14 protein-coding genes and 1 tRNA gene are annotated in these 15,612 nt (G+C 72.8%); 9 read left to right on the top strand and 6 right to left on the bottom strand.

All coding sequences use genetic code 11. The features are described from left to right. The first annotated feature begins 100 nt into the window (after window positions 1-100). Complete coding sequence (locus tag FHX44_RS12125) at window positions 101-538, top strand: OsmC family protein (protein WP_147255861.1); 438 nt, start codon at window positions 101-103, stop codon at window positions 536-538. Between the two features lie 219 nt (window positions 539-757). Here the strand turns inward: FHX44_RS12125 and FHX44_RS12120 are convergent, their stop codons facing one another. Together FHX44_RS12120 and FHX44_RS12115 are read right to left on the bottom strand one after the other, a co-directional pair. Continuing rightward, complete coding sequence (locus tag FHX44_RS12120; protein ID WP_147255859.1) at window positions 758-1,294, bottom strand: hypothetical protein; 537 nt, start codon at window positions 1,292-1,294, stop codon at window positions 758-760. Between the two features lie 481 nt (window positions 1,295-1,775). Then, window positions 1,776-1,846, bottom strand: a tRNA-Gln gene (locus FHX44_RS12115). 184 nt (window positions 1,847-2,030) lie between these two features. Here FHX44_RS12115 and FHX44_RS12110 point away from each other — a divergent pair. The 5 genes from FHX44_RS12110 (at window position 2,031) to FHX44_RS12090 (ending at window position 7,084) form a co-directional block, all read left to right on the top strand. After that, complete coding sequence (locus FHX44_RS12110; RefSeq protein ID WP_147255856.1) at window positions 2,031-2,969, top strand: acyl-CoA desaturase; 939 nt, start codon at window positions 2,031-2,033, stop codon at window positions 2,967-2,969. Window positions 2,970-3,133: 164 nt separating this feature from the next. Further along, window positions 3,134-4,423, top strand: coding sequence for a class I SAM-dependent methyltransferase (locus tag FHX44_RS12105; protein WP_281287889.1), 1,290 nt, complete (start codon window positions 3,134-3,136; stop codon window positions 4,421-4,423). Further along, on the top strand, window positions 4,420-5,298 hold the full coding sequence (locus tag FHX44_RS12100; RefSeq protein ID WP_246170329.1) for a sugar phosphate nucleotidyltransferase: 879 nt from the start codon (window positions 4,420-4,422) through the stop codon (window positions 5,296-5,298). Before FHX44_RS12105 ends, FHX44_RS12100 begins: the two co-directional genes overlap by 4 nt. 19 nt (window positions 5,299-5,317) lie before the next feature. Then, window positions 5,318-5,998 (top strand): PIG-L deacetylase family protein, encoded by a 681-nt coding sequence (locus tag FHX44_RS12095; RefSeq protein WP_147255854.1) that lies wholly within the window; start codon window positions 5,318-5,320, stop codon window positions 5,996-5,998. Between the two features lie 60 nt (window positions 5,999-6,058). Beyond that, window positions 6,059-7,084 (top strand): NAD-dependent epimerase/dehydratase family protein, encoded by a 1,026-nt coding sequence (locus FHX44_RS12090; RefSeq protein WP_147255852.1) that lies wholly within the window; start codon window positions 6,059-6,061, stop codon window positions 7,082-7,084. Window positions 7,085-7,147: 63 nt separating this feature from the next. Here FHX44_RS12090 and FHX44_RS12085 read toward each other — a convergent pair whose 3' ends face one another. Continuing rightward, on the bottom strand, window positions 7,148-7,567 hold the full coding sequence (locus FHX44_RS12085; RefSeq protein WP_147255850.1) for an ester cyclase: 420 nt from the start codon (window positions 7,565-7,567) through the stop codon (window positions 7,148-7,150). Window positions 7,568-7,752: 185 nt separating this feature from the next. Between FHX44_RS12085 and FHX44_RS12080 the strand changes: the two genes are divergently transcribed. Next, window positions 7,753-8,025 carry a DUF2277 domain-containing protein gene (locus FHX44_RS12080; protein ID WP_147261112.1) on the top strand — a complete coding sequence of 91 codons (273 nt, stop codon included), beginning with the start codon at window positions 7,753-7,755 and terminating at the stop codon, window positions 8,023-8,025. On the opposite strand, the gene FHX44_RS12075 is transcribed toward FHX44_RS12080, so the two are convergent. Continuing rightward, complete coding sequence (locus FHX44_RS12075) at window positions 7,916-9,142, bottom strand: MFS transporter (RefSeq protein WP_147255848.1); 1,227 nt, start codon at window positions 9,140-9,142, stop codon at window positions 7,916-7,918. The genes FHX44_RS12080 and FHX44_RS12075 overlap by 110 nt on opposite strands. 92 nt (window positions 9,143-9,234) lie before the next feature. Between FHX44_RS12075 and FHX44_RS12070 the strand changes: the two genes are divergently transcribed. Beyond that, complete coding sequence (locus FHX44_RS12070; protein ID WP_212612433.1) at window positions 9,235-9,732, top strand: Lrp/AsnC family transcriptional regulator; 498 nt, start codon at window positions 9,235-9,237, stop codon at window positions 9,730-9,732. Between the two features lie 58 nt (window positions 9,733-9,790). Here FHX44_RS12070 and FHX44_RS12065 read toward each other — a convergent pair whose 3' ends face one another. Then, window positions 9,791-11,020 carry a PQQ-dependent sugar dehydrogenase gene (locus FHX44_RS12065; RefSeq protein WP_170309295.1) on the bottom strand — a complete coding sequence of 410 codons (1,230 nt, stop codon included), beginning with the start codon at window positions 11,018-11,020 and terminating at the stop codon, window positions 9,791-9,793. A gap of 68 nt (window positions 11,021-11,088) precedes the next feature. Here FHX44_RS12065 and FHX44_RS12060 point away from each other — a divergent pair, with 68 nt between their 5' ends. Continuing rightward, window positions 11,089-14,400 (top strand): S41 family peptidase, encoded by a 3,312-nt coding sequence (locus tag FHX44_RS12060; RefSeq protein ID WP_147255846.1) that lies wholly within the window; start codon window positions 11,089-11,091, stop codon window positions 14,398-14,400. A 121-nt stretch (window positions 14,401-14,521) separates the two neighbouring features. On the opposite strand, the gene FHX44_RS12055 is transcribed toward FHX44_RS12060, so the two are convergent. Further along, window positions 14,522-15,436, bottom strand: coding sequence for an LLM class flavin-dependent oxidoreductase (locus FHX44_RS12055; RefSeq protein WP_147255844.1), 915 nt, complete (start codon window positions 15,434-15,436; stop codon window positions 14,522-14,524). Between the last annotated feature and the right edge of the window lie 176 nt (window positions 15,437-15,612).

The raw sequence follows: 15,612 nt of genomic DNA, 5'->3' as shown, positions 1-15,612 counted from the left end.
TCGATCAGCCACCGGTCGGCTCAACGGATGTGTCATCCAGGACGACCCGGGCGACTCAACAGTTGTCAGGGTGAGACAGCGACGACGAGAGGACTCGGGGATGCCGACGCGTACCGCCCGGACGGCCTGGAACGGAGACCTGCAGAACGGGTCCGGTCAGGTCGAGCTCAGCAGCAGTGGGGTCGGGACCTACGACGTAAGCTTCCCGAAGCGGGCGGCCGACGACGCCGACGGCACCACCAGCCCGGAGGAGCTCATCGCGGCGGCGCACTCGGCGTGCTACTCGATGGCGCTGTCGGCCGAGATCGGGCGTGCGGGGGGCACGCCGCAATCCCTGGACGTGACGGCGGCCGTCACGCTGGGGCCGGACCCCGCGGGAGGGTTCCGGATCTCGGAGATCGCACTCACGGTCCGCGCGGAGGTCGAGGGGCTCGACGCGGACGGGTTCGACACCGCTGCCCAGGCGGCGAAGAGCGGTTGCCCGGTCAGCAAGGCGCTGACCGGAACCACGATCACGCTGGACGCCGCCCTCGAGTGAGCGGCGCCGGTGGGTCTCGAGGGGTGAAGGAGTTGGACATGAGGTGCACGGGGAACGGACGTCCGCCCGAGCCGCCGCCGCGGCCCGGCGGCCGCTGAACCCAGCGACGCCGGACGGCGCTCGTGTCGGTCGGGAACCGACGCGAGCGCCGTCCGTCATCTGTGACCCATGTGTTCGCCACGCGGGATGATCGCGCTGCCTGCGCGGCCAGACTCGTGATCAAGGGAGATGGCCGCGCTCGCCGCTGCTCTCCTGCTGAGCCCTGCGTCGGTGGTGGTGCCACGTGACCGCCAGCAGCAGCGGCGGCCACAGGATCATCGGTGCGTAGAGCTGAAGGACCTCCCACCCGGGCGGGACGCAGCCGGGCGGCAGCGGGTGGCGCGGCTCGCCGCCTGCGAGCCCGCGCACGATGAACGCCGTCAGCAGGAGCGCGCCCGTCGTCGCGGCACCCACGGCGAGCGCGACCGGTACCCGGCGGCCCCCGATCCACGGCATCCACGCCGCGAACACCTCACCCCACGGCCGGACCAGGCCCAGCGTCAGCAACGCGAGGCCGAGCGAGACCACCGACAGCGACGGGACGTAGATCTTCTCCCAGAGAGGGTCTCCCGGCGCCGCACACGGGTGCCCGCCGCGGAGCAGGCCGCTCAGCCAGTCCGCCACCCTCCACACGGCGGAGGGCAGCACGCTCGCGGGCACCGCCCACGCAGCGACCTTCGCCCAGGTCGGCACCAGTTCGGCTCGGAACGTCGACATGCCACCGACACTTGCCGCCCCGGCCCCACCACGGATCCCCCGCGGACGTGATGGCCTCCCTCGTGGGAGGGACGGACGGACCGCCGCCGACCTGATCCGCGAATTCGGCCCCATTGCCGCGCCGGCGACCTCGAGCAACCGCTACCCGCGATCACCGTCGATCGTCCGTCACGGCGCGTGTCGTTCACTCCATCGGGTAATCGACGTGCAACGCTCGGGCGTTGACTCGGACATGCGTCGGAGGTGTGGCCGTGACTGGCACCGCGGGAATGATTCTGGCCGACGGTGACGGATTCGAGGGGAGCACGGGGCTCTTCGGCCTGATCCTCATCCTGCTGATCCTGTACCTGCTGTTCCGCAAATGAGGGCGCCACCCCCCGGGAGCGAGCTCGCCCTCGGGAGCGGGATCGGCGCGCGACCCACGCCGCCCATGGTGGGACAGCCGGGGTTCGATCATCGCGAGGACCCGGCCGACCTGCTGCTCCGCCGCCAGGATTCGAACCTGGACCATCGGAACCAAAATCCGAGGTGCTGCCGTTACACCACGGCGGACAGGCCTTCATCCTGGCACGGGCCGGGAACCGGCTTGCACGGCGGCGCGTTGGCCGGGCGAGCGGCGACGTCTGCGCGCTTCGGGTGGTTCGCCCGGAGTTCGCATGCGGTGGCGGCGGACGACATCGTCGTCCCCTAACCTCGCTGCCCGAGACCGGTGTCGGACCCGAGCCCGAGGAGCCAGATGACCGCCACGGCCGAGGACCCGCTCGCTGCCGGTCCCAACCCGGTGATCGCCGGACGGCGCACGGCGTTCCAGCACGTGATGATCTACGTGTTCGTCGCGACGCCGATGGTCGCGCTCGTGCTCGCCGTGCCGCTGGTCTGGGGCTGGGGCGTCGACTGGCACGACCTGGTGCTGCTCGCCGTCTTCTACGTGATCGCGGTGCTGGGCGTCACCGTCGGGTTCCACCGGCACTTCACGCACAAGTCGTTCAAGGCCAAGCCGTGGCTGCGGGTGGCGATGGCCATCACCGGTTCGCTCGCGGTGCAGGGCAACGTCCTCAACTGGGTGGCCGACCACCGGCGCCACCACGCGTTCTCCGACCGGGAAGGCGACCCGCACTCGCCGTGGCTGTTCGGCACGTCGCCGCTCGCCGTCGCGCGCGGGTTCCTGCACGCGCACATGACCTGGTTCTTCGACCGGAACGAGACCAACCACCGCCGCTTCATCCCCGACCTGCTCGCCGATCGGGCGATCGTGCGGGTCAGCAAGACGTTCGGGGTGTGGGTGGCGGTCAGCCTGCTGCTGCCGGCGGCGTTGGGCGCGCTGCTGTCCTGGTCGTGGCAGGGCGCGATCACGGGCTTCTTCTGGGGCGGGCTGGTGCGGCTCGCCGTCTCCAACCACGTCACGTGGTCGATCAACTCGATCTGCCACATGGTGGGGGAGCGCCCGTTCCGCTCCCGCGACCGTTCGCGCAACTTCTGGCCGCTCGCGATCCTGTCCATGGGCGAGTCGTGGCACAACCTCCACCACGCCGATCCGACGTGCGCCCGGCACGGCGTGCTGCGCGGTCAGATCGACATCTCGGCTCGGCTCATCTGGGTGTTCGAGCGCCTCGGGTGGGCCCACGACGTCCGCTGGCCGACGACACGCCGCCTCGCGCGCCTCACGGCGAACTGACACCCGTCCAACCTGTCTGACCAGCCCGAACCGGCCGCGGGTCGGAAGGGGCCGGACAGGGCCGGGGCCCCACCCGGGGCCGGGCGGTGTACGGCTCGTGGAACACTGGCGGCCGTGCGCGTGGAGAGAGTGCACACCGAGGCGACAACCGGGGGGTCGACGCGGTGCTGACCGACAACGCAGCTGCGCCCGACGCGGAAACGCATGGGCCGGGCGTCGAAGTCCCGGCCCCGACGTGCAGGCTCTGCGGATCGGCCCAGCTGCGAAGCTTCCTCGATCTCGGGGCCACCCCGCCCTGCGAGCGGATCCTCACCGCGGAGGAGATCGAGGAGCCGGAGGTCACCTACCCGCTGCACGTGCGGGTGTGCGAGCGGTGCCTGCTGGCCCAGCTCCCGCCGTTGATCACGCCCGAGGACACGTTCACCGAGTACGCCTACTTCTCGTCGTTCTCCACCTCGTGGGTGGAGCACGCCCGCCGGTTCGTCGACGACGCCACGGCGCGGCTGGATCTGGGTCCGGAGTCGTTCGTCGTCGAGGTGGCGAGCAACGACGGCTACCTGTTGCAGCACGTCGTCGAGCGCGGCATCCGCTGCCTGGGCGTCGAGCCGTCGGTGAACGTCGGCGAAGCGGCGCGGGAGAAGGGCGTGCCCACGCTCACCGCGTTCCTCACCCCGGAGACCGGTGACCAGGTGCGCGAGGAGCACGGTCCCGCCGACCTCGTCTGCCTGAACAACGTCTACGCGCACATCCCCGACGTCATCGGGTTCACCCGCGGGCTGCGGTCGATGGTGGCCGACGACGGGTGGGTCTCGATCGAGGTGCAGCACCTGCTCACGCTGGTGGAGCGCACCCAGTTCGACACGATCTACCACGAGCACTTCCAGTACTACACGCTGCTCACGGGCCAGCGGGCCCTCGCAACGGGTGGCCTCGCGCTCGTCGACGTCGAGCTGCTCGACACGCACGGCGGGTCGATCCGGATGTGGGCGCGGCCCGCCGAGGTGGCCGGTGATCCGTCGGAACGGGTGCGTGAGGTGCTCGCGGCGGAGGAGGCCGCCGGGCTGCACACGCCGGAGGGCCACGACGGGTTCGCCGAGGCCGTGTCGCGGGTGCGCGACGATCTCGTCGCCTTCCTCGTGGAGGCGCGGCGGGAAGGCAGGAAGGTCGTCGGGTACGGCGCCCCCGGCAAGGGCAACACGCTGCTCAACTACTGCGGCATCCGGCCTGACATGCTCGCGTACACGGTCGACCGCAACCCCTACAAGCACGGCAAGTTCACCCCGGGGATGCGCATCCCGGTGCTGGCGCCGGAGCGGATCGCCGCCGACCGGCCCGACTACGTGCTGATCTTGCCGTGGAACCTGCGTGACGAGCTGGTCGAGCAGCTGTCCTACGTGCGCGAGTGGGGCGGCAAGCTCGTGTTCCCGATCCCCGAGCTCGAGGTGGTCTCGTGAAGGTCGTGCTGTTCTGCGGTGGCTACGGGATGCGGATGCGGGACGGGGTGTCCGATCTGCCCAAGCCGATGCACCCGGTGGGACCACGGCCGCTGATCTGGCACGTGATGCGCTACTACGCGCATTTCGGGCACACCGACTTCGTGCTGTGCCTCGGGTACGGGGCGCACCACATCAAGGATTTCTTCCTGACCTACTCCGAGACGGCGTCCAACGACTTCGTGCTGCGCGACGGGGACGTGCACCTGCTGGGCAGCGACATCTCGGACTGGACGATCACCTTCGTCCACACCGGGCTGGACTCGCCGATCGGGGAGCGGCTGCGCCGGGTGCGTCGCCACGTCCAGGACGAGGAGATGTTCCTGGCCAACTACGCCGACGTGCTCACCGATCTGCCGTTGAACGCGATGGTGGACAGGTTCCGGCGCTCGGACGCGGTGGGTGCACTGCTGGCGGTGCCGCCGCAGTCGGCGTTCCACTGCGTGGACATCGGTGAGGACGACCGGGTGGCCGGCATCACCACGTTGCAGGAGATGCCGCTGTGGGAGAACGGCGGCTACTTCGTGCTGCGGCCGGAGGTCTTCGACTACCTGCCCCCGAACGGGGACCTGATCATGGATGCGTGCCGTCCGCTGGCGAAGGAGGGCCGGCTGATGGCCTACCGGCACCGGGGGTTCTGGCAGCCCGCCGACACGGTGAAGGAACGGCACGCCCTCGAGGCGGCCTACACGGCGGGGGACCGGCCCTGGATGCTCTGGGAGCAGAACGCCGACAACGCGGTGGACGCCGACGACCGACCGGACCTCGTCTCCCCGGAGCACGACCCGCTGCAGGCCGCCATCGCGGCCATGCGGGGCTCCCTCGTCGATCGCTGAACGGGGCAGAGGACCGACCGTGCTGAGCCTGCTGCCCGAACGTCTCGACCGGATGCTGCTGCTGGGCGCCCACTGCGACGACCTCGCGATCGGTGCCGGTGGCGCCCTGCTGGAGCTGTGCCGCGCCCACCCGGGCGTCACCGTGGAGGCGCTCGTGCTCACGGGCGGCGGGTCGCTGCGCGAGGAGGAGGAGCGCGCGGCTCTCGGCGCGTTCTGCCCCGGCGCGAAGCTCGACGTCACGGTGCTCGACCTGCCCGACGGGCGCGTGCCCACCCGGTGGGAGCGCGCCAAGCTCGCGCTCGAGGAGCTGCGCACCCACGGCGAGCCGGACCTCGTGCTCGCCCCGTCGGCGCACGACGCCCACCAGGACCACCGCACCCTCGCCGAGCTCGTGCCCACCGTGTTCCGCGACCACCTCACGCTCGGCTACGAGATCCTCAAGTGGGACGGCGACCTCGCCCAGCCCACCGCGTACCTCCCGCTGGCCGAGCCGGTGCTGCGCGAGAAGATCGCCAAGTTGCACGAGCACTACGGGTCCCAGCGCGACCGGGTCTGGTTCGACGCGGAGGCCTTCGGCGGGCTCGCCCGCATCCGGGGCGTGCAGTGCCACGCGCGGTACGCCGAGGCGTTCCACGTCGCGAAGCTGGTGCTCGGTGTGGCGCCGCTCCCGAGCGGCGAGCCCATGGACGGGATCCGGTAACGGGCCGCGGAACCGGCTCGACGAGAACATGACGACGACGATCGAAGGGAAATTGCACCTGTGCGCATCCTGCTGACCGGCCACCAGGGCTACCTGGGCACCGTGATGGCCCCGATCCTCACCGCGGCAGGGCACGAGGTGACGGGCCTGGACAGCGGCCTGTTCGCCGACTGCGTGCTCGGCTCCCTCGACGTCCCGGACGTCGAGGGCCTGTCCACCGACGTGCGTGACGTCACCGTCGAGCAGCTGCAGGGCTTCGACGCCGTCGTGCACATGGCGGCGCTGTCCAACGACCCGCTGGGCTCGCTCGCCCCGGAGATCACCTACGACATCAACCACCACGCCTCCACCCGGCTCGCCCGGCTCTCGAAGGAGGCGGGCGTCACGCGCTTCGTCTACGCCTCCACCTGCTCGGTGTACGGCGCGCAGTCCGGCGACGAGCTCGTGGACGAGGACGCCCCGCTCAAGCCGGTCACCCCGTACGCGATCTCCAAGGTCCGCGTCGAGGACGACCTCGCCGAGCTGGCCGACAGCGACTTCGTGCCGGTCTCGATGCGCAACGCCACCGCCTTCGGCTTCTCACCGCGGCTGCGCGCCGACATCGTGCTGAACAACCTGGTGGGGCACGCGATCCTGACGGGCGTGGTCAAGGTGCTCTCCGACGGCACCCCGTGGCGTCCGCTCGCCCACGCAGAGGACATCGCCGGTGCCGTCGTGGCGGCGCTCGCCGCGCCTGCCGACGTCGTGCGCGCCCGCGCCTACAACGTCGGCACCGAGAAGAACAACCGCACGGTCGCCGAGATCGCCCAGGCCGTGGTGGACGCCGTCCCCGGCTCGGAGCTCCTGATCACCGGCGAGGCGGGCAACGACCCGCGCTCCTACCGCGTGGACTTCGCCCGCGCCCGCAAGGAGCTCGGGTTCGAGGCGCAGTGGTCCATCCCGGACGGCGCCGTCCAGCTGGCGAAGGAGTACCGCGAGCGCGCCCTCACCCAGGAGGCGTTCGACAAGAAGTTCACCCGCCTCGCCGTTCTGGCCGCCCGCCAGCAGAAGGGCGAGCTGGACGAGGGCATGCGCGTCGTCTCCTGACACCGTCGACACCGACCGGAACGGCACTCCCGCCCTCGGACGGGAGTGCCGTTCCTACGTCCGTCATCCAGCAGGTGGCTGCACGTGGCCGAGCTGGACGAGCAAGCTCAGCTGGTCGTAGTACAGCTCGGTCCGGACGACCTTGCCGTCCGCGTCGTACTCCCGGACCTCGCAGAACGGCGACGACGCGTCGCGCCCGGTCGCGGGGAACGGGCCGAACGGCCCGTCGTTGCGGCCCGCGCCGGTGAACAGCATCACCGTGGCCGAGCCGGCATCGAAGAACCGGGGACTGGTGATCCGGCCGTCGGAGAAGGCGGCCACCCAGCCCTTCTCGAACTCGAGGTACTGCTGGCGCCCCTTGACCGTGACGTCGCGGGCCTGGTCGACGAGCTCGCAGTTCTCAGCGAGGTCGGCGGCGAAGCCGTCCCAGTCGCGGCTGTTGAACATGTCGGCCGACCGGCGGTGGCTGTCGATGTTGCTCATGGCGATCCCCTCTCCCAGGGGCGGGGGACGCTACTCGCTGGGTGATGCAGACCACGCCGTCCGAATGGCCTCGAAGTGCGAATGGTCCGGTCGGCCACTCGGTGGCCGTGCGGCCCCGGACGTGCGGCACGTTCCTCCAGTAGGTTCTGATGCGAGTGCCGTTCGTCAATGAGGGGGCCACTCCCGTGTGCCGCAACATCCGGACCCTGCACAATTTCGAGCCTCCGGCCACCACCGACGAGGTGCGCGCGGCTGCCCTGCAGTACGTGCGCAAGGTCAGTGGGACGGCCAAGCCGTCGCAGGCCAACGAAGCCGCCTTCGCGCGGGCCGTCGACGCCGTCACCGAGGTCACCCGCCAGCTCCTCGACGAGCTGGTGACCACGGCGCCGCCGAAGGACCGCGAGGTCGAGGCGGCGAAGGCGCGGGAGCGGGCCGCGCTGCGTTACGGCACCCGCTGACGCGGGCCTGCCACGCGGCCGCCACGACGAGCGCGGCCACCGCCGCGCCCGCGGAGGCGAGCAGTCCGTAACCACCGCCGCTCATCACCGCGCCGGACGCCGCGCCGCCGCCACCGGCGGCCACCCCCATCGCGACCTCGCCCCAGCCCTCGCGGCGCGGCCGCTCGGCCGCCGGCACGCCCGCCGTGAGCAGGGTGCTGCCGGCCACGAGCCCGAGGTTCCACCCGACGCCGAGCAGCACGAGTGCCACGCCGAGCACGAGCGGTGCGCCCGCGCCCACCGCGGCGAGCAGGGCCGACACCACGAGCATGGCCCCGGCGAGCGCCGTCGTCGGTACCGCGCCCCAGCGGTCCGTCAGGCGCCCCGACAGCGGTGCGGGGGCGAACATCCCGGCGACGTGCAGGCTCACCACGAGGCCGATCGCTCCCAGCCCTGCGCCGAGGTGGTGCAGGTGCACCGGCGCCATGGTCATCACACCGACCATCACCAGGTTGGCGAGCGCCAGTACGGCCAGCCCACGCACCGCCGTGCCGCCCGGCACCGCGCCGCGCGGATCCGGCTCGACCGCGGGTGGACGCGCCGGCAGCCGCAGGAGCAGGCCCGCGGCGATCGCGAAGCACAGCGCGGCCACGACGTACGCGCCGCCCAGCCCGGGCAACCCGAGTGCACGGCCGAGGGCGTCCGCCGGCACCAGCAGGTTCGGCCCGGCCACCGCGCCGACGGTGGTGGCCACGAGCACCGTGGCCATCGCCCTGGCCCGCGCTCCCTCCGGCGCGCTGTCGGCCGCCGCGTACCGGCCGAGCATCACGGCGGCCGTTCCCGCACCCAGCAGCAGGGTGCCGGCGAGCAGCCCGAGCAGATCGCCTGCGAACACGACGACGACGCTCCCGCCCGTCGCCACCGCCAGCCCGGCGGCGAGCGCCCGCGGCCGCCCGTACCGCCTGCTGAGCGCCGACATCCCCAGGGCCGCCACCGCCGACCCGACCACGAGCACGGCCTGCGGCAGCCCGGCCACCGCGTCCGAGCCGCCGAGGTCGCGGGCGAGAAGGGCGGCGGCCGCGCCGCCGAGTGACTGGGCGAGGCCGCCGAGCAGGCTCGCGATCCGGAGTGGAAGCACGCTGAAAACGGTAGGAAGGACGGGCGCCCGGCCGAAGGGGCGCCGCGGGGGTCCGGTCCCCGTTCCGGTTCACGAACGCGAGGAGTTTCGCGGTGGACACTTCACGATCGTTCGAGCTGGACGAGCTCGACTGGCGGCTGCTCGATGCACTGCAGGCCGACGCGCGGCTGTCGTACAACGCGCTGAGCAAGCGGGTGCACCTCTCGCCGCCCGCGATCGCGGAGCGGGTGCGGCGGCTGGAGGCGGCGGGAGTGATCTCCGGCTACCGCGCAACCGTCGACCCCGCCCGCGCCGGGCAGCCGCTGCTCGCGTTCATCCAGCTGCGGTGCACGCTGGGGCATTGCCTGCTCAAGACCACGACCTCCGAGACCTACCCGGAGGTGGTGGAGATCCACAAGCTGTCCGGCGAGCACTGCACGATGCTCAAGGTGCGCGCCACGTCGCTGAGCCACCTCGAGGGCGTGATCGAGCGGATCGGCGAGCACGGCCAGATCAACACCTACGTCGTGCTCTCCACGGCGTTCGAAGGGCGCCCCGTCACGCCCGTCGCCCCGGACCGCCCGGTGACGCGCTCGGAGGGCTGGAGCTGATCCGTAGCGCTCGCGCGGTGTCAGCAAAGCCACTTTGCCGACACGCGGGGGAGGGCGGCTAGATCGGGGTGACGCGCAGGACCTCGTCGTTGCTCCCGTTCGACGTCGAGACGTACAGCGCCCCGTCCGGCCCCAGGCGCACCGCCCGCAGCCGCCCGAACGTGCCGTCGAGGGGTGCCGGCTTGCTCACCCCGGCGACGGCGCCGTCCGGGCCGAGCGTCATGAGCAGCAGCTTCTCGCCCCGCAACGCCCCCACGGCCAGCGCGCCGTTCAGGTCGCCCCACTGCCCGCCGGACAGGAACGCGGCGCCGGAGACCGCCTCGACCGGGTCGCCCGAGCTCCACACGGCGGGCACGGCGTCGGGGAAGCGCGCGAGGTCGGTCATCGGCACGTCCTCGTCGTAGCCGCCGACGGTGCCACCCTGCGACGGGTCCCAGCCGTAGTTGCCGCCCGGCCGCAGCCGGTTGACCTCGTCGTCCTCGGTGGGACCGTGCTCGGCGGCGTAGACGTCGGCGCTGCCGGGCCGCACGGCCACGCCCTGCACGTTGCGGTGCCCGTAGGTCCAGATCAGTCGCTGCGCCGGGTTCTGCGCGTCCGCGAACGGGTTGCCGGGCGCGGGCCCGCCGGTCGCGAGGTCCACGCGAAGCACCTTGCCGCCGAGGGAGTTCAGGTCCTGCGCGATGGCGCCCCGGGCGGTGTCGCCGGTGCCGACGAGCAACGCCCCGTCCGGGGCGATCGTCGGGCGGCAGCCGGAGTGGCGGCCGGACTGGTTGATCGGCAGGCCGCCGACCAGCGGGTCCGCCACCCGGTTGGCGGAGGTGCCGTCGGCCGACAGCTGCCAGGTGACGAGCCGGACGTCGGTGGGGCTGCCGTTCTGCATGTGGGTCTGACAGGTGGTGAAGCGCCGGGACTGCGCGAAGTCGGGGTGCACCGCCATGCCCATCAGGCCGCCCTCGCCGCGGACGTGCACGTCGCTGAGGTCGGCGGCCACCTCCCGGACGGTCGCGCCCGGCGCGATGCCGGACAGCAGGGCGATCCGCCCTCCGCGTTCGGTGACGAGCGCCCGGCCGTCGGGGAGGAAGCCGATGTCCCAGACGTGCGACAGCCCGCTCGCCACGAGCTCGACCTGCAGCTCGGGGGTTCCGGTGCGGGCCGGGGCGGTGGTGCCGGGAACGGTCGTCGACGGTGCGGCGGCGCTGTCGACGGGTGGCGGCTGCGACGCCCCGCAGCCGGCCACCCCGATCGCCGCCACGACGCCCGCCACCATGCCCCGCCGCAACCCCCGCATATCGGCCATCCTGCCGCCGCGAGGGTGAACATGCCGTACGCGGGTCACCCCTCGATACGGTCGTCGTCATGCCCCCGAGCTACCTGCGCTTCCCCCACCTCCGCGGCGACACGCTCGTGTTCACCGCGGAGGACGACGTCTGGACCGCTCCGCTGTCCGGCGGCCGGGCGTACCGGCTCACGGCCGACGACGTGCCGGTCGCGCACCCCCGGCTGTCGCCGGACGGCACGCGGTTGGCCTGGACGTCGTGGAAGAACGGGGCTCCCGAGGTCTACGGGAGCGACCTCGACGGGGGCGGTGTGCGGCGGCTGACGTACTGGGGCGACCCGCGGGCCGAGTCGCTCGGCTGGACGCCGGACGGTGAGGTGCTCGCGCTGAGCGCCGCAGGGCAGGCGTCCTCGCGGCGCAGCTGGGCGTACGCCATCCCACCGGAGGGCGGCACCCCGCGCCGGCTGCCGTACGGGCCGGTCTCGGACGTCGCGCTGGCGGCGGGCGGGCCCACGGTCGTCGTCAGCACGCTCATGGTTCGGGAACCGGCCTGGTGGAAGCGCTACCGCGGGGGCACCGCGGGCAAGCTGTGGTGGGACCGCTCCGGCGACGGCGAGTTCGAGCGGCTCGCCGCCGACGTCGACGGGCAGCTCAGCTCTCCGATGCACGTGGGATCCCGGATCGCCTTCCTCTCGGACCACGAGGGCTGGGGCAACCTGTACTCCCTCGGCGCCGACGGCACCGGACTGCGCCGCCACACCGACCACGGCGGCCCGGGCGCGCCCGCGTTCTACGTGCGGCACGCGAGCACCGACGGGGAGCGGGTGGTCTACGAGTCCGCGGGCGAGCTGTGGATCCTCGACTCCCTCGACGCCGAACCGCGGCGGCTCGACGTGCGCCTGGGCGGGCCGCGGACGAACCGGGAGCCCCACCGGGTGTCGGCGGCGCGGGAGCTCACGTGGGCGGCGCCGGACCGGACGGGCCGCACGAGCATCACGCTGGTCCGCGGCACCGTGCACCGGCTCACCCACCGCGACGGCCCGGCGCGCACGCTGCTCGCCGAACCCGGCGTGCGGGCCCGGCTGGCGCGGCCGCTCGGCACGGACCGGGCCGTGTGGGTCGACGACGCCGAGGGTGAGGACGCGATCTGCATCGCCCCGCTCGACGAGCGGGCCGACGGGGCCGAACCGCTGCGGCGGTTCGGTGCGGGCGAGGTGGGCCGCGTGCTCGAACTGGCGCCCGCCCCGGACGCCTCGGCCGTGGCGCTGGCCACGCACGACGCCAGGCTCCTGGTGCTCGACGTCGCCACCGGCGCGCTGCGGCAGCTCGCGCAGGGCGCCGACCGGGAGCTCTCGGACCTCGCGTGGTCGCCGGACAGCGCGTGGCTCGCCTACAGCGACCCGGCGGAGGCAGGACTATCCCGGATCATGATGGCCCGCCTTGCCGACGACACACTGGTGGCCGTCACCGAGCCGCGGTTCGCCGACACCGACCCGGTCTTCACCTCCGACGGCAAGTACCTGGCCTTCCTGTCTCGGCGCAGCTTCGACCCGATCTACGACGAGCACGCCTTCGACCTCACGTTCCCGGCGTCGTGGCGGCCGTTCCTGGTGCCGCTCGCCGCGCGCACGCCGTCGCCGTTCGGAGCGAGCCCGGACGGGCGCCCGGTCACCCCGGGCGAGGAGGGAGCGGCCGACCTGCCCGCGCCAGGGGACGACGAGGAGCGAGAAGAGCCGGAGAAGAAGAAGGACGACGACGCCCCGCCCGAGGTGGTCGTCGACGTCGAAGGGCTCACGGCCCGCGTCGTGCCGATGCCGGTACCGGCCGCCCGCTACAGCGGGATGCAGGCGGGCAAGGACTGCCTGCTCTGGTACCGCATCCCCGTTTCCGGGGTGCTCGGCGACGCGATCGCCGACACCGACGACCGCGCCGAACGTCCGGTGCTGGAGCGTTTCGACCTGGTGCGCCGCAAGCTCGACGTCATCGCCGATCCGGTGAGCGCGTTCGCGGTGAGCGGCGACGGCACCCGCCTCGTCGTGCGCGACGGCCGGACGCTGCGGGTGCTGCGCACCGACCGGTCCGGTTCCGACACGCCGTCCTCCGGCGACGCCGACGAGTTCGAGATCGACACGAGCCGCATCGTCGTCACGGTCGATCCCACGGCCGAGTGGCGTCAGATGTTCGACGAGGCCGGGCGGCTGATGCGCGACCACTTCTGGGTGGCCGACATGGCGGGCGTCGACTGGGACGCGGAGCTCGCCCGCTACCGCCCGCTCGTCGACGCCGTCGGCAGCCACGACGACCTCGTCGACCTGCTCTGGGAGGTGCACGGCGAGCTCGGCACGTCGCACGCGTACGTGCAGGCGGGCAAGGCGGGAGACTCGAGCGGGCGGCCCGGCCTGCTCGGCGCCGATCTCGAACCCGCCCCGGACGGTGAGGGCTGGCAGGTGGTCAGGGTGCTGCCGCCGGAGACGTCGGCGCCCGCCGCGCGGAGCCCGCTCTCCGGCCCGGGTGTCGACGTGCGGGAGGGCGACGTGATCCTCGAGGTCGGCGGCCGGCCCGTCGATCCCGGGCACGGGCCTGCCGCGCTGCTGCTCTCCGGGGCCGACAAGCTGGTGGAGCTCACCGTCCGCTCCGGACCCGACCGCCCCGATGCCGGGGCCGTGCGACGCGTGGTCGTCAAGCCCCTCGCGTCGGAGGCGGCGCTGCGCTACCAGGACTGGGTGGCGGGTCGCCGCGCGTTCGTCGCGGACCGGTCCGAGGGCAGGCTCGGGTACCTGCACGTCCCGGACATGGCGGCGCAGGGGTGGGCGCAGCTGCACCGCGACCTGTCCCGGGAGACCTCGCGTGACGGGCTGATCCTCGACGTGCGCGGCAACGGCGGCGGCCACACCTCGCAGCTCGTGATCGAGAAGCTGGCCCGCAAGGTGATCGGCTGGGACGCGGCGCGGCACCGCCAGGCCACCACCTACCCGGAGGACGCGCCCCGCGGCCCGGTGGTCGCGCTCGCCGACGAGCTCGCCGGATCCGACGGCGACATCGTCACCGCGGCGATCAAGCGGCTGGGGATCGGCCCGGTCGTCGGGGTGCGCACCTGGGGTGGCGTGATCGGCATCGACAGCCGCTACAGCCTCGTCGACGGCACGGGCGTCACACAGCCGCGCTACGGCACCTGGTTCGACGACTCCGGCTGGTCCGTCGAGAACCACGGCGTGGACCCGGACGTCGAGGTGGTGATGCGCCCCCAGGACTGGGTGGCAGATCGCGACCCGCAGCTGAAGCGCGCGGTGGACATCGCGCTGGCGGCGCTGGCGGAACGCCCGGCCGTACGCCCGCCGGACCCGGCCACCCGCCCGTCCCGGCGGCGGCCGGAGCTGCCGCCGCGGGATTAGTGGACTGGCGCGGCCGCGGCAAGTTCAGGAAAGCCACATTCAGGGCTTTGCAGGCCCGGAAAGTGGCTTTCCTGAACCTCCCGCCGTGGCCTTCCGACGTCGCCCGGAGCCCCGCCTCGCGCTAGCCGACCTGCGGGATGACCTCCGCGGCCAGCCGCTCCATCTGCTCGGCCGGATTCCCCACCTGCGTGAACAGGACGAGCTCGGCGCCCGCGTCGATCACCTCCTGCACCCCGCGCACGAGGTCGGCGGGAGTCCCGGCGACCGCGGCGGCCTCGATGGCCTCGATCCGGCCGCCGTAGATCGACGCCAGCGCGTCGTTCATGCGGGTACGGGCGCGGTCCGCGTCGTCGTCGATCAGGGTGTAGATCCGCTTGGCGATCGGGAACGTCGCGGCGTCCCGGCCGTTGTCCGCGAGCAGCTGCCGAACCGTGCGGACCTGCTCGGCGAACCGCGCGGTCGGCGCCGACCCCGCCCCGAAGAAGCCCGTACCGAGCCGGACGGCGCGGCGCAGCGCCACCTCGGCACCGCCGCCCATCCAGAGCGGCGGATGCGGCTTCTGGAACGGCTTCGGCCGCATACCGGCGTTCTCGACCTGCCAGAAGTCGCCCTCGAAGGTCACGGCATCGTCGGTCCACAGCGCCTTCATCAGCGCGAGCCCCTCGGTGTACTGCGCGATGTACCGCTCGGGATCCACGCGGAACGCGGCGAAGGCCCGTTTGCCCCCGCTGCCGACGCCGACATCGAGCCGGCCTCCGCTCAGCTGGTCCAGTGAGGCCAGGCTCTTCGCGAGGTGGACCGGGCTGTGCAGCGTCGTCACGAACACCGCGCAACCCACGCGCAGGCGCTCCGTGCACGCGGCGGCGTACGTCATCGTCTCGAGCGCGGACAGCTGCGACGACGGCCCCAGCACCTGCTCCTGCGTCCAGCCGCTCTCGAAGCCGAGCTCCTCCGCACGCCGCAGGAACGTGCGGAACGCGGCGAAGTCGAACTCGCCGTCGGCGAAGAACTGCGGAATGCCGATCCCGAACCTCATCGGCCGAGCATAGGGTCGAGCCTTCCGGGGATGCGGGTACCGAGGCGGCTCAGTCCTGCGGAAACGCCGGCGAGCTCATGCACGGCGCCGGATCGAGCGGGCCGGCCGGGCCGGAGGCGGGGGCTGCGGCCCGGGGTTGCCGAAGTCCAACCACACACCGCGATCGCATGCCCGGC

The sequence above is a fragment of the Pseudonocardia hierapolitana genome (assembly GCF_007994075.1).
In the GTDB taxonomy this organism is placed as follows: Bacteria; Actinomycetota; Actinomycetes; order Mycobacteriales; family Pseudonocardiaceae; genus Pseudonocardia; species Pseudonocardia hierapolitana.
This window is presented reverse-complemented; position numbering and strand designations above follow the sequence as displayed.